The following is a 25575-nucleotide window of genomic DNA, read 5'->3' on the forward strand; positions in this document are numbered from 1 at the left end:
AAAAAAGCCCCGGCCGTGCTTGGCTGGGGCTTTTTTGTGACTACTGTCGTCCGCTTTATCAAATGAGACGCCGCTGTCCTGAAACCTTTGGCAGCGGCAGCTGCTTTTTGCACAACCAGTAGTGTTTAGCTTGCTACAGTTATCTTCAGGCAATACATTTGAAGAAGTCCACCCTTTGTGGTGGCACTCCACCACATCCACCACCCCATGAGTCCTCTGCCCAGTAGTACCGCGTCGGTACAGATCCAGCAGTTTTACGACAAAGGCCTAGCCCACGCGAGCTACGCCATCCGCAGCGGCCGCCAGGTAGCCATCATCGACCCGGCCCGCGACCCCCAACCCTACTACGATTTCGCCGACGAGCACGACGCCAAGATTGTCGCCGTCATTGAAACCCATCCTCACGCCGACTTCGTGAGCAGCCACCTGGAAATTGCTCAGGAAACCGGCGCCACCATTTATGTCAGCAAGCTGGTGCGTGCCAGCTATCCGCATCAGCCCTTCGATGATGGCCAGCGGATCAGCCTGGGTACCATCGAGCTGCACGCCATCAACACTCCCGGCCACTCCCCCGACTCCATTAGTGTACTGCTAATGGACGAAATGGCTCAGACCCGCGCCGTATTCACCGGCGACACGCTGTTTGTGGGCGACGTAGGCCGCCCTGACCTGCGCGAAGACGACAACGTGGGCGGCCACAGCCGCGAAGACCTGGCGGCCCAGCTCTACCAGAGCACCCGCCAGAAGCTCATGACACTGCCCGCCACCACCAAAGTATATCCGGCGCACGGCCCCGGCTCGCTCTGCGGCAAAACCACCAGCACCGACCTCGACAGCACCATAGGCAAAGAGGTAAAAACCAATTACGCCCTGCAGCCTATGTCGCAGGAGGAGTTTATTAAAGTGCTGCTGGAAGACCAGCCCTTCATGCCCAAGTATTTCGGGCACGACGTGGTGATGAACAAGCTGGGAGCCTTGCCTTTCGAAGACAGCATCCGGGCGGTACCACGCCTGATGCCTGACGCCGAACTGGAAGCTGGCAACATCATCATTGACACGCGCCCGGCGGCGCAGTTCCGGGAAGGCCACCTGCCCGGCGCCATCAACCTGATGGACGGTGGCAAGTTCGAAACCTGGTTGGGCTCGGTAGTAGGCCCTCAGGAACCGTTCTACCTCGTCGCCGATTCGCAGATTGCGCTGGACACGGTCATCCGCAAAACCGCTAAAATAGGGTATGAGGGCAACATCAAAGGCGCGCTGCTTACTCCTCGCGAATTACCTGTCACCAGCCCGGCGGTAGATGTGGAGCATGTGCGGCAGCAGCCCCACGACTTTACTATTGTGGACATCCGCAACCGCACAGAAGCTCAGCAGCCCGTGTTCGACAATGCGTTGTTGATTCCGCTGCCCGAGTTGCGTGAGCGGGCCCACGAAGTGCCCACCGGCAAACCCGTGCTTATTCACTGCGCCGGCGGCTACCGCTCTGCGGCCGGAGCCAGCATTGTGCAGGCCGCGCTGCCCGGTACTACCGTCTATGATTTGGGCGAAGCCATTTCCACCTTTCAGACCCAGGCAGTTCACTAACCGGCACGGGCCAGGCCCTACTTAGGACTTAACCACAATGGTTCGCGGAGGCTTTCTTCGCGGACCATTGTGCTTTTGATGGAATTGGAAGCTACGCTTAGCCGTTACCTTTGCAGTTCATTTACTTGTAATGCGCGTACTACACACCGCCGACTGGCATTTGGGCCAGCGCTTCATCAGTGGCCACGAACGAACCGACGAGCACCGTCATTTTCTGGAGTGGCTGGTGCAGACGGTGCGCGAGCAGTACGTGGAAGTGCTGGTAGTAGCCGGCGACATTTTCGATACCGGCTCGCCCTCCAATCAGGCACTGGAGCTGTATTACAGCTTTCTGCTGAGCATGCAGAACACCGGCTGCCGCGACATAGTCGTGGTAGGCGGCAACCACGACTCGCCGGCCACGCTCAACGCCCCAGCCCGGCTGCTGCGCCATCTGCGCGTGCATGTGGTAGGTTGTGTGCCCGAGTGCTTTGAGGAACAGGTGCTGGTGCTGGACGATGCCGCCGGCAAACCCGGTCTGGTAGTATGCGCGGTGCCTTTCCTGCGCGACCGGGACGTACGCCTTTCCGTGCCCGGCGAAACAGCCGAGGAGCGCGAAGCCCGTATCAAGCAAGGTATTGCCGACCACTACCTGCGCCTTTCGGAAATAGAGCAGGTGTGGCAGCTGAAAGATTTGGGCCTGTCCGTATTGGCTACTGGCCACCTCTATGCTGCCGGCGCCGCTCCATCGGACTCCGAGCGCACGATTCATGTCGGCAATCTGGGCCAGGTTACGGCCGACCATTTCCCGGTGGTGTTCGACTACGTGGCACTGGGCCACCTGCACCGCCCGCAGCGGGTAGACGGCCGGGAGCATATCCGCTACTCCGGCTCTCCCATCCCGCTTTCCTTCTCCGAAATAGACCACCCCAAGGAAGTGCTGCTACTCGACTTCGAGAGCGGCAAACTGGCGGCGCTGCAGAGCCTGCCGGTGCCAGGGGCGCGGCGGCTGCTGCGCTTCCACGGCACGCTTGATGAGGTAACGACAGGCCTGACCACCTACGACAACACCGGCTATCTGCTGCCCGCCTGGGCCGATGTGCAGATTCATTCGGAGCTGACGCAGCTGGAAGTCGCCGACGCGTTGCTTGCCGTCATTCAGGCCCTGGACCGCCAGCAGCTTGAAGTGCTAGCGCGCCGCCACTTCCGCCTCGTGAAGCTCCGGGCCCTCGGGCAGGGGGAGGAAGAAGCCGACGCCCCACTCACGCGCAGCCTCCACGATTTCACGGAGCGCGAAGTATTTGAGCAGCGCCTCGAAGCCGAACCCGAAGCCAGCCGCGCCGAACTGCTGCGCACCTTCGACGAGCTGCTGGAGCGAATGTAGATGCGCAACAGGCTGTAACAACTACCGCTACGCGGGAGCCAGACGGCCGGGCGGCGCGTATCTTTACCTGACGTGCGGAAGCTTGCCGCCGCCTTCTGCATGCCGATTTCCTCGTCGCCTCATCCGCACCAGTATCTTCTGCCCAACCTGACTGTGGCGGAGCTGACCAGCGCCGTTGTCTGGCTGCATTGCGCTTCGCTGCCCGAGGCTGATTCCCGCACGCTGGCTGCCATTCAGCCCGAAACGCTGGAGCTGAACCACGGTATCTTTAGCAGCACCAGCCAAGCAGCCGGCACTCTACATTTTCCTACTGTGGAAGTGCAGCAGCTGGATGGAAATCTGCTGGTTTCCTGCGCCTGTACTACGCCCAAAACTACCCTGTGCGAGCATCAGGCAGCGGTGCTGCTGAGCATTCTGCACCGCAAAGAGCTGCGGCTGTTCTTCGATCAGCAGGCCCGTTACCAGCACTTGCGCGCCGCCGCCCGCGACTATGGCCTAGAGCAGGCCGCTGATCTGGATGCGCATTTCGAGCTGACATATGTCCGCCCGGCGTCCGTGACGGTAGCGCCCCGGCAGGCAGCGTTGTATCCCGTCACGGCGGTGGCAAATCAAGAGTTGATAGCTCAGTTGCTACCGCCGAAGTCTGCGCCGCTTATTGCACCGGCGGGTAGCCGGCAACTGCTGGTACTAGGCCGCCATAAGTACTACGGGCACCTGACGCTACAACTGGCCGAGGCGGCGCTTACGGCTACAGGCAAGGTCAAAAACCCCATCAGCTCCCTTCATCCGCTGGAAGGCATCTGGCAGCTGCAGAGCGCCGAGGAAATCAAGTTTTACACGGCCGTAGCGCATTTCCAGCGCAACTTCGAGGACACCCGCTCGGTGGCAACTCTCAACGCATTGCGGGTCGTGGTGCAGAATCCGGCCGGGGTAGCTTTCTACACACACAACGCTACTATTTCTGACAATATCACGGCCCAGTCTATCAGTCCCGTGCAGCTCCGAACCGCCCGCACCGAGCTGCGGCTGACCGTGACCCAGCAAGGCGACTATTACGACGTGAGTGGCAAACTGCTGCTCCACGACCAGCCCTACGACCTTCAGGCCCTTACCATCCGCTACGAGTATTTTGTGGCGACACCGGAAGCGCTGTACTTGCTCGAGGATGTGGCGGTGTGGCGGGTGGTGGAGTTTTTTCAGAAGCGCAACAACACCCTCCTGATTCACCGGAGCAAGTTCCCGGAGTTTCAGCGGGACGTGCTGGCCAATCTGGAGGACCGCCTGCACATTAGCTACGGCCATCTGCGTCCGGCCACGCCCGAGCAACGGGCAGCCAGCGGCTTTGATACGCCTCCGGAACTGCTGCTTTACCTTTCCGACGCCGGCCCGAGCGTGGAGCTGCTGCCAGTGATGCGCTACGGCCCGAAGGAAGTATCCATACTCTCGCGGCGGCAGCTGCATGCAGTGGATGAGTTGGGCCGGCCGTTTGTATTAGCGCGGGATGCCGCCGCCGAAGACCGGTTTGTGGCGGCCTTACTAAAGCATTACCCCGAGTTTCGGGAGCAGCTGCAGCAGGAGGCATTGCACGTGCCCAAAACGCAGTTCTTGCGGGAAGAATGGTTTCTGGAAGCTTTTGAGGACTGGCGCCGGGCGGGCATTACCATCCTGGGGTTCAATCAGCTGAAAAAGAACATCCTCAACCCGCATAAAGCCCGCATTACGGTACGCGTAACTGGCGAGACCAACTGGTTTGATACGGCCGTGGGCGTGCGGTTTGGCCGGCAGCAGGTGACGCTGCAGCACCTGCAGCAAGCCGTACGTAACAAGCGCCGCTACGTACAGCTCGACGATGGTACGCGCGGCATTCTGCCCCAGGAGTGGATGGAGAAATTTGCGGCCTGGTTTGCCGCTGGCCACATCGAGAATGACCGGATTCGCACGCCCAGCATCAGCTTCGCCACTCTTGCCGAGCTATACGACCCGGAAACCCTGGCACCCTCTGCTACAACTCAGCTGGCCCGCTACCACGCCGCGGCGGCCGATTTCACCGGCATTGCGCCGGTAATGGTGCCAGCTGGGCTGCAGGCCACGTTGCGCGAATATCAGCGGCAGGGCCTCAACTGGCTCAACTTCCTCGACACCTTCAATTTCGGGGGCTGCTTGGCCGATGACATGGGCCTGGGCAAAACAGTGCAGGTGCTGGCCTTCCTGCTGCATCTGCGTGAAAAGGGACACACGGCGGCCAATTTGGTGGTGGTGCCGGCGTCGCTGATATTCAACTGGCAGGCGGAGGCAGAGAAATTTGCGCCTTCGTTGCGGATACATGCGCTGCAGGGTGCGGGGCGCGGCCAGAAGGCGCCGGATTTCGACACTTATGACATCGTCCTGATTACCTATAACACCATGGTATCAGACATCCGGTGGCTGCGCGAGTACCGCTTCAACTACGTAGTGCTGGACGAGGCGCAGGCCATCAAAAACCCCGATTCGCAGCGCTACCGCGCCGCCTGCCTGCTGCAGGCCCGCAACCGCCTGGTGCTGACGGGCACACCGGTCGAAAACAGCACTTATGACCTATACGGGCAGCTTTCGTTTGCCTGCCCCGGTTTGCTGGGCAGCCGCCAGCACTTCCAGGACCAATTTGCGGCTCCCATCGACAAGTTTAAGGATGGCCGACATGCGCGGGCGCTACAGCGCAAAATCAGTCCGTTTGTGTTGCGCCGCACCAAGGCCCAGGTAGCGTCCGAACTACCTGCCAAAACCGAAATGGTGCTGTACTGCGAGATGGGCGCCGCCCAGCGCCGCATCTACGAGGCCTGCCGCCAGGAATTTCGGGCCAAACTGCTGGGCCAGCATCCCGACTCGCCCCGCAAAAACAGCGCGCATATTCTGCAGGGCCTCACCCGCCTGCGCCAGATCTGCAATGCTCCCGCCCTACTTGCCGATGCCGAATCGTACGGGTCAGAATCGGCCAAGCTGGAGGTGCTGCTGGAGGAAATCGAGAGCAAAGCGCCGCAGCACAAGCTCCTGGTTTTCTCGCAATTCGTCGGGATGCTCGATTTGATTCGGCCGGAGCTGGAACGGCGCGGCATCGGCTACCAGCAGCTCACGGGCCAGACGCGCAACCGGGCCGCTGCCGTGCGGGCGTTTCAGGAAGACGATTCGGTGCGCGTGTTCCTGATTTCGCTGAAAGCAGGCGGCGTGGGCCTCAACCTCACCGCCGCCGACTACGTGTACCTCGTGGACCCGTGGTGGAATCCGGCCGTTGAAAACCAGGCCATTGACCGCGCCCACCGTCTCGGCCAGACCCGCAAGGTGGTAGCCGTGCGCCTCATCTGCCCCGATACGATTGAGGACAAAATCAGAAAGCTGCAGGAAACCAAGCAGGAACTGGCCCACGACCTTATCAAAACCGACGCGTCGTTACTAAAGTCGCTCACGCCGCAGGAATTGCTGGAGTTGCTGGCCTGACACTGCAGGAAGCGGGACTTGTCCCCGCCCCTACACTAATGTGGGAGGCCGCAATTTTCCTCAACCCCTCACGCCTGAGTTGCGTTAGAGCCTTTACACCATTTTTCCCTTGTCAATCATGAGCATATTTGGTTCTGACCGCCCGAGCGGTACACTTGGTGGCCTGATTTCGGGCCTGTTTGGGGGACGCACTGCCGTTAACCCTACTACCGGAACGTATGACACGCCTGCTCGCTCCGGCGGAAGCCGTAAGCTGCTAGGCGGTGCGCTGCTAGCGGCGGGTGCTGCTTACCTCTACAGCCGCAACAAGAACAGAAACGCCAGCACGCCCAGCTTCACCGGCAACAAATAGAGTAGCTACCGAAGCAACTCAAAACGCCCCGCTCCACGCCAGTTAAGACGTGAAGCGGGGCGTTTTGCTATCTGGCTGCCGGGCTGGATGCTACTGCTAAACAGGCTCCCATAGTTCCAGTTTGTTGCCGTCCGCGTCCATGATGTGCACGAACTTGCCGTAGTCGTAGCTCGCTATTTTGTCCAGAACCATGACGCCGTTGGCTTTGAGCTGTTCCACTAACCTCTCTATGTTCTGCACCCGATAGTTAATCATAAAGCCTTTTGTGGAAGGCGCGAAATAGTCGCTGCCCGTTTTGAAAGGGCTCCATTGCAGGGAGTTCACCTCATCCGGCCGCTCCACGTTCCTGGATTCAAACGTCGAGCCCCAGTCGTTGACTTCCAACCCCAAGTTTTTGGCGTACCACTCTCTCGTTTCCTGCGGATTGTCGGAGAAAAAGAAAATCCCGCCGATGCCAGTCACCTTGGGTGTGGTAGTGGATGGTTGATTCGGGGTTTCGTTTTGCGGCTCGTTCATTTCCTAACTTTTGATTTTGCTCTATATTACAAGATTACGCTAGTCAGAGGCAAAGGAGAAATTAAGTTTCATGCTCATATACCCGCACGGCCTTCCCGTTTTTGAAATACACATCTATGGCATCAGGGTCTAAATCCATACCAAACGTCGGTTTATCGCCAATATAGTATTGCCAACAATCTAAACCGTCTTTAGTCCATTCAAGTCTTCGTTCATTGCCCAATAACCTACTAACTTCTTCCTTCGACTTTCCTATTAATACTTTACTCTCTATCATATTCGTCGTCATCTCATATCTTTTTTCTGGATTTTTTAACCATTCATTACTATCGAAATCATATTTACCATAAAAAACAGAAGAAAGAAGGTATAAATACATAACAAAGAAAAAGGTTACAGGAGCAGTACAGATGACCATAAAAACGGAAAATGCATTTTTGTGGACACCCTTACTAGCTATCTTACTTATTAACCAGCGCCAAGCGAAAAATGAAAACACACTTAGTACCAGCGTTGCGAATACAAGAAATACAATAATATCCATCTGCTTTTAAATTTTTAGGGCTTTCCTGCCATCGTAAAAACCAACTCCCCTCCTTTCACCACATCGGCATACTGTAAAAACGGCCGCGTGAGTTTCTGGCCGTTGAGGCGTGCTTCCTTCACGTAGATGTTTTTGTCGCTCTGATTTTTGACGGTGATGCGGAAGGTATTGCCGTTCTCTAGGTTGATGGTGGCACCGTGCACGGCAGGGCTGCCCAGGGCGTACTCCGGCGAGCCGGGGGCCACGGGGTAGAAGCCCAACGACGAGAAGATATACCAAGCCGACATCTGCCCGCAGTCGTCGTTGCCGCCGAGGCCGTCGGGGGTGGGGCGGTACATTTTGGGCAGAATCATGCGGACGCGGGCCTGGGTTTTGTAGGGCTGGCTGGTCCAGTTGTAGAGGTAGGCCACGTGGTGGGCGGGCTCGTTGCCGTGCACGTAGTTGCCGATGATACCGTCGCGGGTGATGTCCTCGGTTTCGGCGAAGAACTTATCCGGCAGGTGCATGGTGAACAACGAATCGAGGTGGGGCAGAAACTTCTTTTCGCCGCCCATTTTGGCGATGAGCGCCGCCGGGTCCTGGGGCACGTAGAGGCTGTAGTTCCAGGCGTTGCCCTCAATGAAGCCCTGGTCGTTGGTGCTCAGCACGTCGAAGCGCGGGCGGAAGCTGCCGTCGGCGAGGCGGGGGCGCATGAAGTTGATGCGCTGGTCGTACACGTTCTGCCAGTTTTGGGCGCGCTTGCTGAACTCCGCTTCGATGTCCGCCTTGCCCAGCTTCTTGGCCAGTTGCGCAATGCACCAGTCGTCATAGGCGTATTCCAGCGTTTTGGAAACCGATGAGCCGCTTTTGTCTTCGGGCACGTAGCCGAGCTGCTCGTAAAGGCCGATACCGTCGTAGCGCTGCTGGTGGGCGGTGGTTACGCAGGCGTCGAGGGCGCGCTGGGCCTGGTCGGCGGGCACTACGCCTTTCAGCACGGCATCCACTATCACGGGCACCGAGTGGTAGCCAATCATGCACCAGTTTTCGTTGGCGTAGTGGCTCCAGATGGGCAGCATATGCATCGTGCTCTGGTCGAAGTGGGCCAGCATGGATTGCACCATGTCGGCGTTGCGCTTGGGTTGCAGCAGGTTATAGAGCGGGTGCAGGGCGCGGTACGTGTCCCAGAGCGAAAACGACGTGTAGTTGGTGAAGCCTTCGGCCTTATGAATGTTCTGGTCGAGGCCGCGGTACTGCCCGTCCACGTCCATGTAGGTGGTGGGGCTGAGGGCGGCGTGGTACATAGCCGTGTAGAAGTTCTCCTTGTCCGTTCGCTTCGGCGACTCAACAACCACTTTGCCCAGCTCCTGCTGCCACAGTGCCTGCCCGGCCCGCTTCACCGCCTCGAAGTCCCAGCCCGGTACCTCGGCGCGCATGTTGCGCAGCGCCCCCTCGGTGCTCACGCCCGACAAGGCCATTTTCACCTTCACCTTCTCCCCGGCCGTGGTCTTGAAATCGAAGAACAATCGTAGCTGCTCGCCGGCCAGCTCGGGGAAGTTCTTGGTTTGGTCGAAACGGCCCCAGAAGCCGCGGTACACTTGCTTTTTGGACAGGTTGCGGCTGCCGTAGCTCACGAACGGCTTCGAGAAGCTCATGGCGAAGTACTCGGTGCGGGTGCGCGCCCAGCCGTGGGTTTGGCGGTAGCCGGTCACGAGCGAGTCGTTTTCCACCCGCACAAAGGTCCAGACGTTCTTATCGGGGTAGTTGTAGATGCCAGCCGTGAGGTCGAGAATAATGTGCGCCTGCTCCGTCTGCGGGAAGGTGTACTGGTGCATCCCCACCCGGTTGGAGGCGGTCAGCTCGGCCACAATGTTGTGGTCGTCGAGCCGGACGCGGTAGTAGGCGGGTTCGGCTACCTCGTTCTGGTGCGAAAACCGGGAGCGGAAGCCACGCTCCGGCTGGTCGGCGGTGCCGGGGTTGAGTTGGAGCGGGCCGGTGGTAGGCATCACCAGAAAGTCGCCCAAGTCGGAGTGGCCAGTGCCGCTGAAGTGGGTGTGCGAGAAACCGACGATGGTTTTATCGGCGTACTGGTAGCCGGCGCAGTACTCGTACACGCGTGGGTTGTACTTGCCGTTCAGCTCGTAGCCGATGGTATCGGTATCGGGTGAGAGCTGCACCATGCCAAACGGCACCGTGGCCCCTGGATACATGTGCCCCATCCGGGCCGTGCCCACCAGCGGCTTGGCGTACTGCACCAGGTTTTCGGTGGGCTTGGCTTTCTGGGCGAGGGTTGGTACGGTAGCGAAAAGCAGCGCGGCAAGCGGCAGTAGTTTCATCAGCTTCAATCTGGGTGGCGTGGAAGCTGGCAAGGTAGGAATAACTCTAGCTGGTTGCAGACGCAGATATATAAGCGTACAGACGCAATCTGTCATCAGATAACTCCAACCGAAATTGACCTATTTCCTCTATTTTCTGCTGGATGTAGGTGATACCCTGTTTTTCAGATTCGATATTCCCAATAAACCGAGGGAAATCCAGCCATTCGATTTCCTTGTATGCACACCAGCCATTAAGCACAGGACTGCCGGAAATCATAGCCTCCATAGCTGTGTCGTAGTAGTCAAAATTATAGCTGGTATGCTCGTCAATAACCAGTTGACGCTTAACTCCTTCATCTTCCCAAATTAGTTTTACTCCACATTCAGGCACCATTCTATGATTTTCAACAAGAACAGTTAGGAGCTTCACCCATTTGGAATTGCTCATTGTTGGAATCAAGTGTCTACTTGTAATCAACTTGTCGAGTGAATTATCATCTCGTTTCGGTATGTAACTCCTCATAGTATCAGCAGTAAAGCTAATATATCAGTGCCCGTAACTCACCACCCGCGTCACCTGCCACCGCCCGTCGCGTAGGCGCCACACCATCATGTTCTTGAAGGTGCCGCAGTCGTCGCGGCCATTTTCCACGTGGCAGAAGCGGTGCTGGTAGGTTTCTACGGCGCCGTAGTTGTTGATGGGGTACACTTCCAGGGTGCCGGGCACGAGTTGGCGGTGGAGGCCAGTGGTTTTGTTCTGGTCGAACAGACTCCGGAAGCCCTGCATGGTTTGCTGGAAGTTGGCCAAACCGCCTTTGTCGTGGTAGAACTCCAGGTCTTCGGCGAAGAAGCTTTGGAGCTTGGCTACATCGTGCTGATTGAAGGCCACGAACATCAGGCTGTCCTGTTGGGCTATAGTGCGGTACAACTGCGTATCGACGGGCTTGTATTCCCCTGCTGCAGCCGGCATGGTGGTTTTCACTGTGGCGCAGGCTCCCAGCATGGCCACACCACTCAAAAGCACATACCAATTTTTCATACCTCAGTTCTTTTTGCGTCATGCTGAGCTTGTCGAAGCATCTCTACCGCTTTGGGTTACCATACTACCAAGATGCTTCGGCTCCGCTCAGCATGACGTTCAAGTAAGTTGAACAAGATGTCCTACTTCCCCCGCGAAAACGAATACGGCGCATCGTCAGCGCCAATACCACGGCTTGTGTTCGGCTTGTCGGCCATTTCAAAATCTACGGTAGCGCCTTGCTGCAGGGCGGCGTGGCTGAGGTAGTTGCGGGTGTAGGGCTGGCCGTTGAGGCGTACGGTTTGCACGTAGCGGTTGGCGGCGCTGTTGGCGGGGGCGTTGAGGATGATGGTTTTGCCGTTGGGCAGGCGCAGCGTGGTTTTGGGGAAGAGCGGCGCGCCTAGCACGTACTGGTCGGTGGCGGGACAGACGGGGTAGAAACCCAGGGCCGAGAAGACGTACCAGGCCGAGGTTTGGCCGTTGTCTTCGTCGCCGCAGTAGCCGTCGGGGGTGGGCAGATAGAGGCGGTTGAGCACTTCGCGCACCCAATATTGCGTTTTCCAGGGCTGCCCGGCATAGGCGTAAAGGTACACCATGTGCTGAATGGGCTGGTTGCCGTGAGCGTAGTTGCCCATGTCGGCAATTTGCATCTCCCGGATTTCGTGAATCACCGAGCCGTAGTACGACGCATCAAATACCGGAGCCAAGGTAAACACCGTATCCAGGGCCGCCACGAAGGGTTTGGGGCCGCCCATAAGCGTCATCAGCCCGTGCACATCATGAAACACCGACCAAGTGTAGTGCCAGCTGTTGCCTTCGGTGAAGGCGTCGCCCCACTTGAAGGGATTGAAAGGCGACTGGAAGGTGCCGTTTTGGTTGCGGCCGCGCATCAGGTTGGTTTGCTTGTCGAAGAGGTTGCGGTAGTTCTGGCTGCGCTTGTAGTAGAGCGCCACTTCCTTTTTGGGCCGGCCCAGCGCCTGTCCGAGTTGGGCAATGGCGAAGTCGTCGTAGGCGTATTCAAGGGTGCGGGCGGCATTTTCGTTGAGCTTCACGTCGTAGGGCACGTAGCCGAGCTTGTTGTAGTAGCTGGCGCCGGCCCGGCCCACGGCCTCCAGAGGGCCCTGCGCGTTGGCGCCTTTTAGCATGGCCTCATATAGCAGGTTGATGTCGTAGCCGCGCACCCCCTTCAAGTAGGCATCGGCCACCACCGAGGCCGAGTTGTTGCCCACCATCACGTCGCGGTAGCCGGGGCTGGCCCATTCCGGCAGCCAGCCGCCTTCCTTGTAGGTGTTCACGAGGCCCGCCTGCATCTGGCTGTTCACATCGGGGTAGAGCAGATTCAGGAAGGGAAACAAGCAGCGGAACGTGTCCCAGAAGCCGGTATCGGTGTACATGAAGCCTGGCAGCACCTGCCCGTTGTAAGGCGAGTAGTGCACCGGCTGGCCCTGCGCATCCAGCTCGTAAAACTTGCGCGGAAACAGCAACGAGCGGTACAGGCAGGAGTAAAACGTGCGCTGCTGGGCGTCGGTGCCGCCCTCCACCTGTACCCGGCCCAGCTGCTCGTTCCAGGCAGCGCGGCCCTTCTCTTTCACCGTATTGAAATTGTCCTGCCCAATTTCACCCAGGTTCCGCTCGGCCTGCTCGGCACTGATGAATGACGAGGCCACCCGCACCTGCACCTGCTCGCCCTTACGGGTTTTAAAGCCTACCACAGCGCCCGTATGGTTGGCAGTGGCTTCGAGCAGCTTGCTGTCCAGCACCTTATCCTGGTAGATGGTGGTACTCAGAAAATCATGGTCGAATTCTAGGACGAAGTAGTTCTTGAAGTTCTGCGGCACGCCACCGCTGTTGCGGGTGGTATACCCGATGATGCGCCGCTGCTTCGGCAGCACCTGCACATGAGAGCCTTTGTCGAGGGCATCGAGGACCACATAGGCGCTATCGGTTTGCGGGAACGTGAAGCGGAAACGGGCGGCGCGCTCGGTGGGCGTTAGCTCGGTGGTGATGTTATGGTCGGCGAGGTAAACGCGGTAGTAATAGGGCGTGGCTTCCTCAGCCTTGTGCGAAAACCAGCTGGCCCGCTCCTCTTCCTCGAAGCGCAACTTTCCGGTGATGGGCATGATGCTGAACTGCCCGTAGTCGTTCATCCACGGCGAAGGCTGGTGGGTTTGCTTGAAGCCCTTGAGCTTGTCGGCCGAATACTGGTAGGCCCAGCCGCTGCCCATTTTGCCGGTCTGTGGCAGCCAGAAGTTCATGCCCCAAGGCCGCGCAATGGCCGGGTACGTGTTGCCATTGGAAAGGCTGGGCTTGGAATCGGTGCCCATCAGCGGGTTTACCAGCGCCGCCAGGTTGCGCGGAGCCTGGGCAGAGGCGGTGAAGGACAGCAACGTCAGGAGGGCGAAAAGCAGTTTGGGCATACGGTGGCTGGGTGCGGGTGTAGCTGCAAGTAAAGCGAAAATTCAGCTGCTCATTAGGGTTAGTGCAGCACTCAGAGACGTGGAAGTTTTCTGGAGCTGACTTCGTTATGGCAAAGGCCCTTGTCTCCGTCTCCAAGTGCACGGATTTAAACGAAAGGCGAGCAAACTTCTGGTAGCAGCTCGCGCTAGGCGTTCTACCTTTGTTGTCCCGTTTCTTCCGCCGACCTGCCCACATGAAAATTCTCCGCGTCCGATTCTTCAACCTCAACTCCCTGCGCGGGGAGCACACCGTGGATTTCAGTTTGAGCCCTTTGGCCGATTCGGGGCTGTTTGCCATAACGGGTGCCACGGGAGCGGGTAAAACCACCATCCTCGACGCCATTACGCTGGCCCTTTACGGCCAAGTACCACGCCACGAAACCACGGGCCCTGAGCAGGTAATGAGCCACGGCACCGGCGAGAGCTGGTCCGAAGTGGAGTTTGAAGTCAACGGCCAGCACTACCGCTCCAAGTGGGGCCAATACCGTGCCCGCAAGCGCCCCGAGGGCAACTTGCAGCCGCCTAGCATGGAACTGAGCGAGCGGAAAGTGGCAGCCGACGGCGACGAAACCTGGCCGTTTCTGGAAACCTACAAGTCGAAGGTGCCGCTGCGGGTGGCCGAATTGAGCGGGCTGGAATACAAGCAGTTCCTGCGCTCGGTGCTACTGGCCCAGGGCGACTTCACGCGCTTCCTGAAAGCGCCGGCCGGCGAGCGGGCCCAGCTGCTGGAAAAAATTACCGACACCCGCAAATACTCCGACATCTCGCGGGCGGCCTTTGAGCGAGCCAAGCACGAAACCCAACAGACCGAACAGCTACGGGCCGGGCTGGCGGGTGTTACGCTGCTTTCCAGTGAGGAAGTGACGTTTCTGGAAGGTGAAGCGCAGGACCTGACCCGGCAGCTCACGGCCGCCACCGCCGCTCAGGAGCAGCTGCGCGAGGCGCGGCAGTGGCACCTACGGCTGCAGGAGCTACGCCAGAAGCTGACCGCCACCCAGCAGCGTCAGCAGCATCTCACCATCCAGACTGAAACCCTGGCTCCGCACCGCCAACGGCTGGCGCTGCATCAGCAGGCTGCTCCTTTTGCTACCGACTACGCCCTGCTGCGCCAGACCGAGCAGCAGCTGGCGCGGGTGCAGCAGGAAGTGGAGCAGCTCCGCACCCAGCTACCGCAGCTACAGGAACGCCGCGCCGCCGCTGAAACCGCCCGCAACACCGCCCAGCAAGCCCACGAAGCCGCCACCATCACCCTCAAAGCCCAGGAACCGAAACTGCGCGAGGCTGAGCAGCTGGACTTGCTGATGGCCGAAGCCCGCCAGCGGCTCGACAAAGGCAAGCACGAATACCAGGAGCGCAACACGCTGTGGAAAGAGCAAAACCGCGAAGCCGCGCAGGCCGCCGAGCAAACCAAGCTACAGCAGCAACAGGCGCACGATTTGCGCGATTGGCTGACGCGCCGGGCTGTGCTGAGCGGGGCTGCCGATGCCCTGGCTCCGCTCAGCGGCTACCTGCAGGACTGGCAGCACATTCAGGCCGAAATAGCCGAGCTGGAGCAAATCAGCAAAGTGCGGCAGCAGCAGCTCATGGCAGCCACCGCCACCGAAACCAGTAGCACCCAACTGCTGCAGGAAGCCCGCGCCCAGCTGGCCGCCACCGCCACGCACTACACTACCGCGGCTACGGCCCGCCACGACTGGCATCACCAGCTTACGCACCATATAGCCCGCCTGCACCGCGAGGAAGCCACACTGGAAGCAGGTTTGCAGGATTTGCGCCGCCTTACCCAGGCCCACCAGCTGATTCTGACCCATGAGGATGCCCGCCGACACCTAGTGGCCGGGGAGCCCTGCCCGCTATGTGGCGCGCTGGAGCATCCGTATGCCGCCGGTGTGCTGGGCGTGAGTGAAGACTCCGTACAGCGTGACCGGGAACGGGAGCAGGAACTTACGCAGCAGGTGGTAGCCCTGAAAGGCCGCATCAACCGGCTGGCTAGCATCAGCGGGCTGCTGGAAACCGACTCTCAGCTATCCACCCCTGAAACGCCGGTACTCCGCTGGCTTTCCGAAGCTGAAGAAGCCACCGTGCCTGCCACCGTACGGGCTCTGGTGCAGGAGCTGCGTACCCTCGACCAGCAGCAGCAACAGGCCCAACTTACGCAAGCCAAAGCCGAGGCTGACCTCGGCAACGCCCAAACTCAGCAGCAGCAGCTGCGCCGGGAGCTGGACCAGTTGACAAGGCGGCTAGAGGATTCGCGGGAGCAGGCTCCGAAAATCAAGGAAATCATTACCAGCCTGCTGAAGTCATTTGGGCTGGAGTTTTCGGGGGAGAATGGTCCGGCTCTGGTACGCAGCCTGGAAAACGCGGGCACCGAGTTCCGGCAGAAACAGCAGGAAGCCGAAAAGCTGGAACGTTTGCTTGAAGTAACACAGGAGCGCGCCGCAGCGGCCGAAACGCGCCGCGCCGAACTGCAGCAGTGGCTTACACAGCGTTTCGACGAGCTAAAGAAGGAAAATGAAGCCATCCAGCTTCAGCAGCAGCAGCGCCACGAGTTGCTTCCTGAACCCAATATTGCCCAGGTTCGGCAGCAACTAGAAGAAGCCGTGCGCACTGCCGAGCAGCAGCGCCAGCGCACCGAGCAGCAGCTTTTGCAGCACGAAACCGCCCATACGGTAGCAGCCAACACATTGCGCCAGCGCGAGCAGGATGCCCAGCAGCAGCAACTGGCCCAGCACCAGCAGCACACGGCCTTGGTAGCCGGTCTCACCGCCGCCGGCCTCGCCCCTAACCCCGCTGCCTTGCCCGCCCTGCTCCTCCCCGACCCGGAACTCAACACCCTGCAGAGCCAGTTGCGCCGCCACGAGCAGGAAGTAGCCTTGGCCGCCGAAACCCTGCAGGAAACCACCGAGCTGCTGCAAACCGAAGAAACCCGCGCCCTCACCCCAGAGCCGCCGGAAGCCATTGATCAGCAGCTGAACGCCTATAGCCAGCAGTTGGCCTCACTCAACCAGCAACTGGGGCAGCGGCAGGAGCGGCTGGGCAGCCACCGGGCCGGGCAGGAACGCCACGCAACACTGGCTGCTGAGCTAGACAAGCAGCAGCAGGAAGCGCGCCGCTGGCGCGAACTGGCCGAGCTCATCGGCTCTGCTGATGGCAAAAAGTTTAGCGAATTTGCCCAAGGCCTTACCCTAGCGCGCCTCGTGGATCTGGCCAACCGCCACCTGCACCGATTCACCGACAGGTACCGTATCCTGCGCAACCCCGAGCAGCACCTCGACCTGCTCATTCAGGACGAGTATCAAGCAGCGGCGGTGCGCTCCATGAACTCACTGTCGGGTGGCGAGAGTTTTCTGGTGAGTCTGGCGCTGGCGCTGGGCCTCTCGGAGCTGGCTGGCCGCAAAACTCAAATCGACACACTCTTCATTGATGAGGGTTTCGGCACCCTCGACCCCGACACGCTGGACGTGGCCCTTTCGGCGCTGGAAATGCTGCAGGGAACGGGCAAAACCATTGGCATCATTTCGCACGTGGAGGCGCTGAAAGAGCGGGTGCATACCCAGATCAACGTGCGCAAAGGCGCCGGTGGCGTCAGCTCGCTGCAGGTGCTAGGCTTCGGCGAGGAGCTATAGCGTCTGCGCCACATCGTGCAGAAGCCTTCAATATCTTGCGTCTCGCCTGCTGAGTGCCTTGCGAGCATAAAGACTCACACTGTAAGTATCTACGGCGTCATTACGTTCTACTGACCGGTGGCACGGATTTCAGCCCAGGTCCAGTAGCGTTTCGGCGCAATGCCTGCGTAACCGGTCTGGAAGAAGGCCATTATTTCCGCCTCCAATTGCTTCGGCACAATAGAGGACGAATACAGCGGGCGTTGGTCGGGGTCGTCGTAGCGCTGGGGCTTCGTGAGGCTTTTGCCGCTTAGGCGCAGCAACGGGCCGGTGTCGGTAATGCCGTCGAAAGTCCAGCGGTGCGGCGTCTGCTCCAGCTCGTTGAGGCGGATGGCCAGCGCATCGAGCGGCAGCCGCGGTAATGTGGGGCGGCTTTCGAGGTCTATCCAAGTCGTGTATTTGTACTCGAATTCGTAGCGCTGGTCATCATAAAGGCTCAGAACCATATCGGTGCCGATGCTTGGGCTGAACAGCGCGTAGTACGGCAACGTCTCCGGCGTACGCACCACCGTCAGCCCAATTTCGGGGTAGCGGCGCACAGTCGTTACGGCGCTCTGTAGTATTGCCACGGCCTGTTTCACCCGCTTGTATTCCGGCTCCCAGGTGGCACGGCTGGCTTCCGGATTTGCCAGTATCTCCGCGAAACGCGGCAGAAACCAGTTAAACTTCTCCGCCGAGGCTTCATCCTCGCGCCTGCGGCGAGCCGGAGCCCCGAACGGCTCATAGAACCGAGCTTTTTCCTCCGCATTCAGCCAGCACACCAACTGCAACGCATGGTCGGCCGACGGGTCATGCCAATCAATTTCGCGAAAGTCGCCGAGCGTCGCCACCAGCCGCAGCAGGGACTCATGATGCAGCGCCAATTCGGGATTCAGCAGTGCCCATACGCCCACAAACCCATCGATATCGAAGTGGTTGGCCGTAACGGCGGCGGCTTCCAGTCCGGGGGTTTCGGGCTGGTGTAGCGCCCGGAGTACGGAGCCGGCGCTGGTGTCGTCGCGCAGGGCCGCGGGCGTGGAGGCTCCACGCCAGTGCGCCAGCGTCAGGGCCGCCCCCAGCCCAGTACTGTCAACTACAATAGTGGGCTGCTGGCGGAGCTGCTGAAACGGAACGAAGTGCTTTTTCAAGGAAGTGGCAGGCAGTTTTACGGTACGATGACTGCCTCAATAACAGCCGGTGTGCGTGCTGGGGCACGCGGCAAAAGTCGGGAGCCGGCGTGGCATTCCGGTAGCAGCATCCTACCTTTTTCCACGCCGGTTGGAAATCCGCTCAACCCGGCTGCGACGCACCCAATGCAGATATTTCTGCAGCTCCTCGGCCGTTTGCAGTGCTTCAATGGTGTGGTAGCGGCGGGCCAGTTCTTTGTTGTCCAGTAGCACATGAATGGTGCTGTGGCAGGGCTGGCATAGGTCGGCGGTGGGGCCGTGGCGGCCACCCTCTTCGCGGGGCACCAGATGGTGGCGCGAGGTATGCTGCACTTGCCGCTCGCACAAAGCACATCGATTCTCAGCCGGCGCACCAGCCGAAACTGAGGGTAGAGCTATGTTTTGTTTAGCACTGCGGCGCCGCATGAGTTGCTGAGAATGGTAAGATATGTAAAACGAGTTCGGGACGACACGAGGAAGCAGCAGAGTAAAAAAATAAAATCCTGCTATACAGGCCAAGTAGAAATACTTCTATATTTGGTTGGGCCCACGCTGTACAACACCCTAGGATCTGGTTTTTTTACACTTTTCGGTTCTTTTTTTGACTTCGACACTCTTAACTTCTTTGCCCATGCGCGTTTCTACTCCTTCTACGTTCCACCGCCTTACTTCTACTCTGCGGGCCGCAGGGCTGGCATTGGCTCTGCTGCTGCTGGCGCCGCTGTGTGCGCAGGCACAAACATGGATGGTTTCGACTGATGCCTACATAAAAATGGGGGTGATGGATAAGTTCGGGCAGCTTGGCACGTACTCAGCCAAGTTTGTGGTAACAGACCAAACCAGCGGCAAAGCCTACATTCTGGTGAAGGAAGTAGGCGCGGGCCAGAACGGCGTTGATGTGATTTTCCCGTCGGAACCATCGGAGCCGGACTATTTCAAAACCGAAACGGGTGAGGCCGCCAAGTCGCAGCCCGGCCGCTACACCTGGGAGTGCCAGGTAAGCGGCAAAAAGGTAGTAGGTGGCCGCTTCACGCTGCCGGAAACTGCCAACGATATTACCGTTCTGGAAAAGCAAGAGAAGAAAAAATAGCTTCTCTCACCTATTGGTTCCCGAAGGCCCAATGCGTTGCATTGGGCCTTTTTTGTACTCATTGCTTCTCTACACACCGGCAAATTGCGTATCAAGCGGAAAGGCCCGTGGCGGGTCTGATTTGGTTGAACTACAGCTGACTATTATGGCTAAGAAGTCGTTTGCAGAACTCATAAACAGCCCAGGCATGCCCGTGCTGGTCGATTTTTTTGCCGACTGGTGCGGCCCCTGCAAAACCATGGCTCCGATTCTGGAACAGGTAGCGGCGCAGCACCAGGGAAAGCTCAAAATCATCAAGGTAGACGTAGACCGTAACCCGGCGGCAGCTCAGCAGTTTCGGGTGCAGAGCATTCCTACGCTCATTCTGTTTCATAAGGGCCAGCCAGTATGGCGACAGGCCGGGGCAGTGCCCGCCGCCCAGCTGACACAGGCCGTGCAACCCTTTCTAAGCTAAGCGCATCCCCGTAAGCACTGGCCTGCTTCGCCTAGACAAACTATCCGGTGCAGGCCAGCGTTGGGCAACACACAGGGGCGTACCTTTGTCGTGCTTGTCCTTATCTGTGCTGATGCGTTTTTCGACTCTTCTATTTGCTTTTGTCTCAGTATGGAGCATAGCCGGCGTAGCTGTGGCCCAGGCGCAGGAGCGCTACACGTTGAGTGGCTACGTACGCGGCGGCGCCAGCCGTGAGCGGCTGCCCGGCGCCTCGGTGGCCGTGCCCAGCCTGGTAGCTGGTGCCACCGCCGACTCTACCGGTTTTTACTCGCTCAGGCTGCCAGCCGGCCGGCACCAGGTGGTTATTTCCTTTATCGGCTACGAAACCCAGACCCGAGACCTGACCCTGACGCACAATCAGCGGCTGTCGTTTACGCTACCAGAGTCCAGCAACACGCTGGGCGAAGTGGTGGTAGAGGCCTCGGGCACGCTGGAGCAGAAGCTGCAGACCACCCAGATGAGTGTGGAGCGCCTGACTTCCAAAGAGGCAAAACTGCTGCCGGCCCTGTTTGGCGAAGTGGACTTGCTCAAGACCCTACAGCTGAAACCCGGCGTGCAGAATGGCGGCGAAGGCACCTCCGGCCTATTTGTGCGCGGTGGCTCCTCCGACCAGAATCTGGTGCTCGTGGACGATGCAGTGGTCTATAACCCCAACCACTTGTTCGGGCTGTTTTCGGTGTTCAACCCCGATGCAGTGCAAAGCGTGGACCTCTACAAAGGCGGATTTCCGGCGCAATACGGGGGCCGGCTTTCGTCGGTGATAGATGTGAAGCTGCGCGAAGGCAACAACCAGAAATTCGTGACCAGCGGCGGCATCGGCCTGATTTCGTCGCGCCTGACGGTGGAAGGCCCGATTGTGAAGGATAAAGGCTCGTTCATTCTGTCGGGGCGGCGCACGTATTTCGATGTATTCACGCGCCAGATCAACAAGCTAAACGAAGGCAACGTCGACTACAACCCCATTCCCGACTATTATTTCTACGACTTCAACGCGAAGGGCAATTACAAGCTCGGAGAGAAGGACCAAGTGTTTCTGAGCGGCTACTATGGGCGCGACATTTTCGGGTTCAACTCGCAGGGCGGTTTCAATTTCAACTTCAGCTGGGGCAATACGGTGGGCGCGGCCCGCTGGAACCACGTGTTCAACAAGCGCCTCTACCTGAATACTACCGCCTCGTACACGCGCTACCAGTACGGCATCACCAACGCGCTGGACCAGTTCAGCTTCAATCTGTCGTCGGATATTCAGGATCTGGCGCTGCGCACCGACCTCGACTATACGCCCAACGACCGGCACGCCTTCAAATTCGGAGCGCAGCTCATCAGCCACGATTTTGGGGTCGGGCGCCTACAGGCTGGCTCCGGCGACGGCAGCCTCAACCTGGGCTCCGATGTTGGCTATACCGGCCAGGAAGGTGGCCTCTACGCCTCCGACAACTTCAAGGCAACCGACAAGCTGCAGCTCGACTACGGCCTGCGCCTGACGGGTTTCCGCAGTGGCTCCGACGCGTATGGCGGCATTGAGCCCCGCGCTTCGGCCCGCTATTCTCTCACGCCCAAAACGTCCATCAAAGGCAGCTATGCGCTGATGTACCAGTACGTGCACCTTGTCACGAACTCCGGCGCCACGCTCCCTACCGATATTTGGTACCCCTCCCGGCTGTCGGTGAAGCCGCAACGCTCCCAGCAGGCCGCGGCCGGTGTGAGCTTTCTGCTGGGCGACGGCAAATACCTGCTCACCAACGAGGTGTACTACAAATGGAGCCAGAATCAGGTTGATTTCAAGGATGGCGCCCAGCTATTTGTGAATCCGGACCTAGACCAGGAATTCTTGTTTGGCAAGGGCTGGGCCTACGGCAACGAACTGTATCTGGAGAAAAAATCGGGCCGGACGACGGGCTGGGTAGGCTACACGCTCAGCTGGAGCAAGCGGCAGTTCTTGCCGCAACGTGGCACCACCGGCATCAACGAGGGCCGCGTGTTTTACCCCAACTACGACCGGCGCCACAATATTACAGTAGTGCTGCTGCACCAGCTGACGGAGCGCCTCAACCTGACTGGTTCGTTTGTGTACACCACCGGCAATGCTACCACGCTCCCATCCGGCCGCTTCAATGTGCAGGACGTGTTTGGCGGTGACCTATCGGTGGCTCCCATCTACCCCGACCGGAACTCCTTCCGGTTGGCGCCCTACAACCGCCTCGACCTGGGCCTGGTGTGGAAGCTGAAGCCCAATCGCTGGTTTCCGGAGTCAGACCTGACATTCAGCGTGTACAATGCCTACAACCGCCGCAACCCCTACTTCGTGTATTTCGACCAAGTGAAAAACGAAGCCACCGGCCAGGTGCTCAACTACCGCGCCCGCCAGGTTTCGCTGTTTCCTACCATTCCGGCCGTTACCTACAATTTCAAGTTTTGATGCCGAAGCGCCGTGCTTTCCTCAAGCCCGCCCGCTGCCTGCACCTGTTTTCAGTATCTGACGTTTCTACTTCCGTGAACTACTTTTCGCCTGCCATACGCTCCCTGCTGCTATTGCTACCGGTTGCCATGCTTCTGTCTGGCTGCGACCTGCAGAAGGACATTGATGTGGAGCTACCGGCCCTGCCCGCCCAGCTCGTGACGGAATGCTACCTCGAAGACGGCCAGATTCCGCGACTCACCGTTACTGAAACCACCCCGTATCTGGCCAGCCCGGTGCCGGTGCTCCCGACCGATGTAACCGTGGTACTGACGTTGCCTTCCGGCCGCCACGACACGCTCCGCTTCCGGCCGGGCATCGACTCCACTATTCTGAAAGGGTACACCCACATCGGCAGCCGCCCATTGGTAGCCCGTCCCGGCGACACATTTAGCCTGGAGGTGTATGATACCAAAGGCCGCCGCGTGACGGGCACGGCCACCATGCCGGACCGTATCCCGATTGATTCGCTCCGATACAAATTCAACGATAAGCCGACAGAAGAGCGAAAAGCCTACCTGCTGACTTCGTTCACGGACCCCGCCGCCACCGCTGACTTCTACCGGCTGCAAATCCACAAGGACAGTATTTCTACCGACCGGGAGCGGGACTTTGAACTGGACGACCGACTCAACAACGGCAAGTCCTTCACGGTGGGTACCAGCTACCAGTTCCGGGCCGGCGATACGCTGCTTGTGACGCTCTACCACATCGACCAGCCTTATTACCTGTTCCGACAGTCGGTGCGCGATGCGCGCGACGCCAACGGCAACCCGTTTGCGCAGCCTTCCGCCATCAGGAGCACGGTGCAGGGCGGTGTTGGGGTGTTCACGGTGCTGAGCTACGACCGGAAGCAAATTATTCTGCGCTAATCACCGATTTTCTCAACTAAACCAAGCAGCTTGCAACGCTTTGCGGCGTGGGCTGCTCTGCTAGTTATTCATTCACTTTCATTCCTTTTTAGTATGCGTTTATTGCGTTTCTCCATGTTGATATGGCTGGTTGCCTTGATGGGCCTTACCCTCAGCAGCTGCAAAAAAGATGACCCAAAGCCGGAAACCACCCCAGCCCAGTTGCTAGCCACCGGCACCTGGCGCCTCGATGCTATTCAGGACAACGGCCAGACGACCAGCAGCGGCACTGCAATTAAAGACCGGTTTACCCTCACGTTCCGCGCCGACGGCACCTATACCGAAGACCAGTTCGTGAATGGCGACACCTACGACGGCACCTGGATGCTGATGAACAACAATACTGTTCTGCACTTCACCGACCACAAAGGCGACGACCATCAATATGCGCTCCGCAGCCTCACCGCTACTGAGCTGCGCTACAACTACACCAACAAGGACAACATCCTGGAAGAATTCGTCTTCTCGGCGCAGCCGTAACTGCCCTAACGCTGCCAACAAAAAAGCCCGCTGCGTAATGCAACGGGCTTTTTTGTTGGAAATCAGCAGGACTACTGCTGCTCAATAACTGCCCGCAGCAGCGCTGTCAGGCGGGGCTCAGCGGCGGCAGCGGTGCGCAGGATATCGGCTATGGCTACACGTTTCAGCTTATCGGGGGCGCACAGGTCGGTGATGACGCTGATGGCCAGCACTGGCAAGCCCATATGCACGGCGGCAATAACCTCCGGAACGGTGCTCATGCCCACTGCATCGGCCCCAATGGTGCGCAGGTAGCGGTATTCGGCTGGCGTTTCGAGCATAGGGCCAGGCACGCTCACGTACACGCCGCGCCGCACCTTATCGGCGAAGCCGAGGCTGCGGGCGGCTTCCTGCGCCTGGCGCAGCAGCGTGGCATCGTAGGGTTCCAGCATATCGGGAAAGCGCGGCCCCAGCTCATCCAGGTTGCGGCCAATGAGCGGATTGGTGGGCTGCAGATTAATATGGTCCTCAATGAGCATCAGGTCGGAATATTCCATATCGGGGTGAAGGCCACCGGCGGCGTTGCTCACGAACAGTTTGCGGATGCCCAGCAGCTTCATCACACGCACGGGCAGCACCACCTGCTCCATAGTGTAGCCCTCGTAGTAATGAAACCGGCCCTGCATTACCAGCACTTTCCGGCCACCTAGTTCGGCAGCCAGCAGGTTGCCGGAGTGGCTTTCCACCGTCGAAACCGGGAAATTGGGGATGCTAGCGTACGGAATGGTGTGGTGAATGGTCAGGTCCTTCACCAACGCCCCCAAGCCGGTACCGAGGATGATACCAAATTCAGGCTCGAAACCCTGTAGCAGCGGGCGAATGTAGGTGGTGGCTTCGTGGAGATGTTGCATTGGATTAATTAAACTGTTAGAAACGCTCAGACGATTGAGGGACAAGTCTGGGGTCTGAAAATTATTCATAAATTCCCATCATTAATACTGTCTATCTTCTCGCTGTTAACTCTATGCCTTCATGAGAAACCTATACCAAATACTGATTTTCAGTGTCAGCCTTTTGTTGGCAAGCGCTTGCCAAAAATCAGAACCCGAGTCAGACCCCGACTCACAACCAGAAATAACAGCTCCTGTTGCAGCATTCACTTGTGCGGGTCCTTTTACCACCGGTGACTCCACCCGGTTCGTCAACACCTCGTTGTATGCGGATACTTATTTCTGGGAGTTCGGTGATGGCAGTACTTCAACTGCAAAATCGCCGGCACATAAATATCAGCAAGCAGGAGCGTTCAGAGTCACGTTGCGCGCCAGCAGTACGAGCAGTAGCGTTATTTCGGTTGCTGACCTGAATATTAATATCACTGCAGTTCCACCAGCAGGCTACTCCTGTAACTGCAAGGTGACTTCGCAGGACTGGAATGGAGGCTATGTTGCCCCACGGGTCCGTCTGCCGGACGAGAATATAGTTCTTGGAGTTTATGGCTCTAATGGATTCGAGTTCAAGAGCGTCCGGTATATTCCAGAACCCGTTAGCAATACACCGGACTATCTGTATTATCGTTCCTCTGGTTGCGCTGGCTCAACTTGTGGTATTGCTCGTTTCTACTCCGCCACCGATAGTATTATCGTGAATTACCATAGTGGTGGTATAGGTGGTGGCACCAATGTAGCATATAGGTGCAAGAAGTTATAGCAATGAAACAGGCCACAACACAACGCGCCGACTGTCAGCAGCCGGCTCG

The 25575-nt window shown here is 58.7% G+C and carries 20 protein-coding genes; 11 read left to right on the plus strand and 9 right to left on the minus strand.

Annotation, left to right across the window (positions count from 1 at the left end; all coding sequences use genetic code 11):
• The first annotated feature begins 207 nt into the window (after positions 1-207).
• The 4 genes from H4317_RS13835 to H4317_RS13850 all read left to right on the plus strand — a co-directional run bounded on the left by H4317_RS13835 (position 208) and on the right by H4317_RS13850 (position 6770).
• Positions 208-1584 carry an MBL fold metallo-hydrolase gene (locus H4317_RS13835; protein ID WP_185887170.1) on the plus strand — a complete coding sequence of 459 codons (1377 nt, stop codon included), beginning with the start codon at positions 208-210 and terminating at the stop codon, positions 1582-1584.
• Positions 1585-1714: 130 nt separating this feature from the next.
• Positions 1715-2947 (plus strand): exonuclease subunit SbcD, encoded by a 1233-nt coding sequence (gene sbcD, locus H4317_RS13840; RefSeq protein WP_185887171.1) that lies wholly within the window; start codon positions 1715-1717, stop codon positions 2945-2947.
• A gap of 72 nt (positions 2948-3019) precedes the next feature.
• Complete coding sequence (locus tag H4317_RS13845; protein ID WP_185887172.1) at positions 3020-6418, plus strand: DEAD/DEAH box helicase; 3399 nt, start codon at positions 3020-3022, stop codon at positions 6416-6418.
• Positions 6419-6536: 118 nt separating this feature from the next.
• On the plus strand, positions 6537-6770 hold the full coding sequence (locus H4317_RS13850) for a hypothetical protein (protein ID WP_185887173.1): 234 nt from the start codon (positions 6537-6539) through the stop codon (positions 6768-6770).
• A gap of 96 nt (positions 6771-6866) precedes the next feature.
• Here H4317_RS13850 and H4317_RS13855 read toward each other — a convergent pair whose 3' ends face one another.
• The 6 genes from H4317_RS13855 to H4317_RS13880 all read right to left on the minus strand — a co-directional run bounded on the left by H4317_RS13855 (position 6867) and on the right by H4317_RS13880 (position 13559).
• Positions 6867-7286, minus strand: a complete 420-nt coding sequence (locus H4317_RS13855; RefSeq protein WP_185887174.1) for a VOC family protein — start codon at positions 7284-7286, stop codon at positions 6867-6869.
• A gap of 61 nt (positions 7287-7347) precedes the next feature.
• Positions 7348-7830: a hypothetical protein gene (locus H4317_RS13860; RefSeq protein WP_185887175.1), complete on the minus strand. Its 483-nt coding sequence runs from the start codon at positions 7828-7830 to the stop codon at positions 7348-7350.
• Between the two features lie 14 nt (positions 7831-7844).
• On the minus strand, positions 7845-10142 hold the full coding sequence (locus H4317_RS13865) for a GH92 family glycosyl hydrolase (protein WP_185887176.1): 2298 nt from the start codon (positions 10140-10142) through the stop codon (positions 7845-7847).
• A gap of 46 nt (positions 10143-10188) precedes the next feature.
• The gene (locus tag H4317_RS13870; RefSeq protein ID WP_185887177.1) at positions 10189-10572 is read right to left on the minus strand and encodes a hypothetical protein; all 384 of its coding nucleotides are present in this window, start codon (positions 10570-10572) and stop codon (positions 10189-10191) included.
• 99 nt (positions 10573-10671) lie between these two features.
• The gene (locus H4317_RS13875; RefSeq protein WP_185887178.1) at positions 10672-11163 is read right to left on the minus strand and encodes a nuclear transport factor 2 family protein; all 492 of its coding nucleotides are present in this window, start codon (positions 11161-11163) and stop codon (positions 10672-10674) included.
• Between the two features lie 122 nt (positions 11164-11285).
• Positions 11286-13559, minus strand: coding sequence for a GH92 family glycosyl hydrolase (locus tag H4317_RS13880; RefSeq protein WP_185887179.1), 2274 nt, complete (start codon positions 13557-13559; stop codon positions 11286-11288).
• A gap of 233 nt (positions 13560-13792) precedes the next feature.
• On the opposite strand from H4317_RS13880, the gene H4317_RS13885 reads away from it, so the two are divergent.
• Positions 13793-17224 carry an AAA family ATPase gene (locus tag H4317_RS13885; RefSeq protein ID WP_185887180.1) on the plus strand — a complete coding sequence of 1144 codons (3432 nt, stop codon included), beginning with the start codon at positions 13793-13795 and terminating at the stop codon, positions 17222-17224.
• Positions 17225-17331: 107 nt separating this feature from the next.
• Here the strand turns inward: H4317_RS13885 and H4317_RS13890 are convergent, their stop codons facing one another.
• Together H4317_RS13890 and H4317_RS13895 are read right to left on the minus strand one after the other, a co-directional pair.
• Entirely contained in the window at positions 17332-18390 is a 1059-nt protein-coding gene (locus tag H4317_RS13890; protein ID WP_185887181.1) for a DUF6687 family protein, read from the minus strand.
• A 111-nt stretch (positions 18391-18501) separates the two neighbouring features.
• On the minus strand, positions 18502-18741 hold the full coding sequence (locus tag H4317_RS13895) for a helix-hairpin-helix domain-containing protein (protein ID WP_260625674.1): 240 nt from the start codon (positions 18739-18741) through the stop codon (positions 18502-18504).
• Between the two features lie 298 nt (positions 18742-19039).
• Between H4317_RS13895 and H4317_RS13900 the strand changes: the two genes are divergently transcribed.
• The 5 genes from H4317_RS13900 to H4317_RS13920 all read left to right on the plus strand — a co-directional run bounded on the left by H4317_RS13900 (position 19040) and on the right by H4317_RS13920 (position 23840).
• Positions 19040-19498: a hypothetical protein gene (locus tag H4317_RS13900; protein WP_185887182.1), complete on the plus strand. Its 459-nt coding sequence runs from the start codon at positions 19040-19042 to the stop codon at positions 19496-19498.
• A 145-nt stretch (positions 19499-19643) separates the two neighbouring features.
• Positions 19644-19952 carry a thioredoxin gene (gene trxA, locus H4317_RS13905; RefSeq protein WP_185887183.1) on the plus strand — a complete coding sequence of 103 codons (309 nt, stop codon included), beginning with the start codon at positions 19644-19646 and terminating at the stop codon, positions 19950-19952.
• 94 nt (positions 19953-20046) lie between these two features.
• Positions 20047-22410, plus strand: coding sequence for a TonB-dependent receptor (locus H4317_RS13910; RefSeq protein ID WP_260625675.1), 2364 nt, complete (start codon positions 20047-20049; stop codon positions 22408-22410).
• Positions 22410-23321 carry a DUF4249 domain-containing protein gene (locus tag H4317_RS13915; protein ID WP_185887184.1) on the plus strand — a complete coding sequence of 304 codons (912 nt, stop codon included), beginning with the start codon at positions 22410-22412 and terminating at the stop codon, positions 23319-23321. Before H4317_RS13910 ends, H4317_RS13915 begins: the two co-directional genes overlap by 1 nt.
• A gap of 93 nt (positions 23322-23414) precedes the next feature.
• Positions 23415-23840 carry a lipocalin-like domain-containing protein gene (locus H4317_RS13920; protein WP_185887185.1) on the plus strand — a complete coding sequence of 142 codons (426 nt, stop codon included), beginning with the start codon at positions 23415-23417 and terminating at the stop codon, positions 23838-23840.
• Positions 23841-23911: 71 nt separating this feature from the next.
• Here the strand turns inward: H4317_RS13920 and H4317_RS13925 are convergent, their stop codons facing one another.
• Positions 23912-24730 (minus strand): purine-nucleoside phosphorylase, encoded by an 819-nt coding sequence (locus H4317_RS13925; protein ID WP_185887186.1) that lies wholly within the window; start codon positions 24728-24730, stop codon positions 23912-23914.
• Between the two features lie 121 nt (positions 24731-24851).
• On the opposite strand from H4317_RS13925, the gene H4317_RS13930 reads away from it, so the two are divergent.
• Positions 24852-25526, plus strand: a complete 675-nt coding sequence (locus tag H4317_RS13930) for a PKD domain-containing protein (RefSeq protein ID WP_185887187.1) — start codon at positions 24852-24854, stop codon at positions 25524-25526.
• The last annotated feature ends 49 nt before the right edge of the window (positions 25527-25575 follow it).

Origin of the sequence: Hymenobacter sediminicola, assembly GCF_014250515.1 — a bacterium.
Taxonomy (GTDB): domain Bacteria; phylum Bacteroidota; class Bacteroidia; order Cytophagales; family Hymenobacteraceae; genus Hymenobacter; species Hymenobacter sediminicola.

Coding starts and splice junctions, on each gene's coding strand:
- H4317_RS13835 (WP_185887170.1), top strand. CDS start 208: ATGAGTCCTCTGCCCAGTAGTACCGCGTCGGTACAGATCCAGCAGTTT.
- sbcD (WP_185887171.1), top strand. CDS start 1,715: ATGCGCGTACTACACACCGCCGACTGGCATTTGGGCCAGCGCTTCATC.
- H4317_RS13850 (WP_185887173.1), top strand. CDS start 6,537: ATGAGCATATTTGGTTCTGACCGCCCGAGCGGTACACTTGGTGGCCTG.
- H4317_RS13855 (WP_185887174.1), bottom strand. CDS start 7,286: ATGAACGAGCCGCAAAACGAAACCCCGAATCAACCATCCACTACCACA.
- H4317_RS13860 (WP_185887175.1), bottom strand. CDS start 7,830: ATGGATATTATTGTATTTCTTGTATTCGCAACGCTGGTACTAAGTGTG.
- H4317_RS13865 (WP_185887176.1), bottom strand. CDS start 10,142: ATGAAACTACTGCCGCTTGCCGCGCTGCTTTTCGCTACCGTACCAACC.
- H4317_RS13870 (WP_185887177.1), bottom strand. CDS start 10,572: ATGAGCAATTCCAAATGGGTGAAGCTCCTAACTGTTCTTGTTGAAAAT.
- H4317_RS13875 (WP_185887178.1), bottom strand. CDS start 11,163: ATGAAAAATTGGTATGTGCTTTTGAGTGGTGTGGCCATGCTGGGAGCC.
- H4317_RS13880 (WP_185887179.1), bottom strand. CDS start 13,559: ATGCCCAAACTGCTTTTCGCCCTCCTGACGTTGCTGTCCTTCACCGCC.
- H4317_RS13885 (WP_185887180.1), top strand. CDS start 13,793: ATGAAAATTCTCCGCGTCCGATTCTTCAACCTCAACTCCCTGCGCGGG.
- H4317_RS13900 (WP_185887182.1), top strand. CDS start 19,040: ATGCGCGTTTCTACTCCTTCTACGTTCCACCGCCTTACTTCTACTCTG.
- trxA (WP_185887183.1), top strand. CDS start 19,644: ATGGCTAAGAAGTCGTTTGCAGAACTCATAAACAGCCCAGGCATGCCC.
- H4317_RS13915 (WP_185887184.1), top strand. CDS start 22,410: ATGCCGAAGCGCCGTGCTTTCCTCAAGCCCGCCCGCTGCCTGCACCTG.
- H4317_RS13920 (WP_185887185.1), top strand. CDS start 23,415: ATGCGTTTATTGCGTTTCTCCATGTTGATATGGCTGGTTGCCTTGATG.
- H4317_RS13925 (WP_185887186.1), bottom strand. CDS start 24,730: ATGCAACATCTCCACGAAGCCACCACCTACATTCGCCCGCTGCTACAG.
- H4317_RS13930 (WP_185887187.1), top strand. CDS start 24,852: ATGAGAAACCTATACCAAATACTGATTTTCAGTGTCAGCCTTTTGTTG.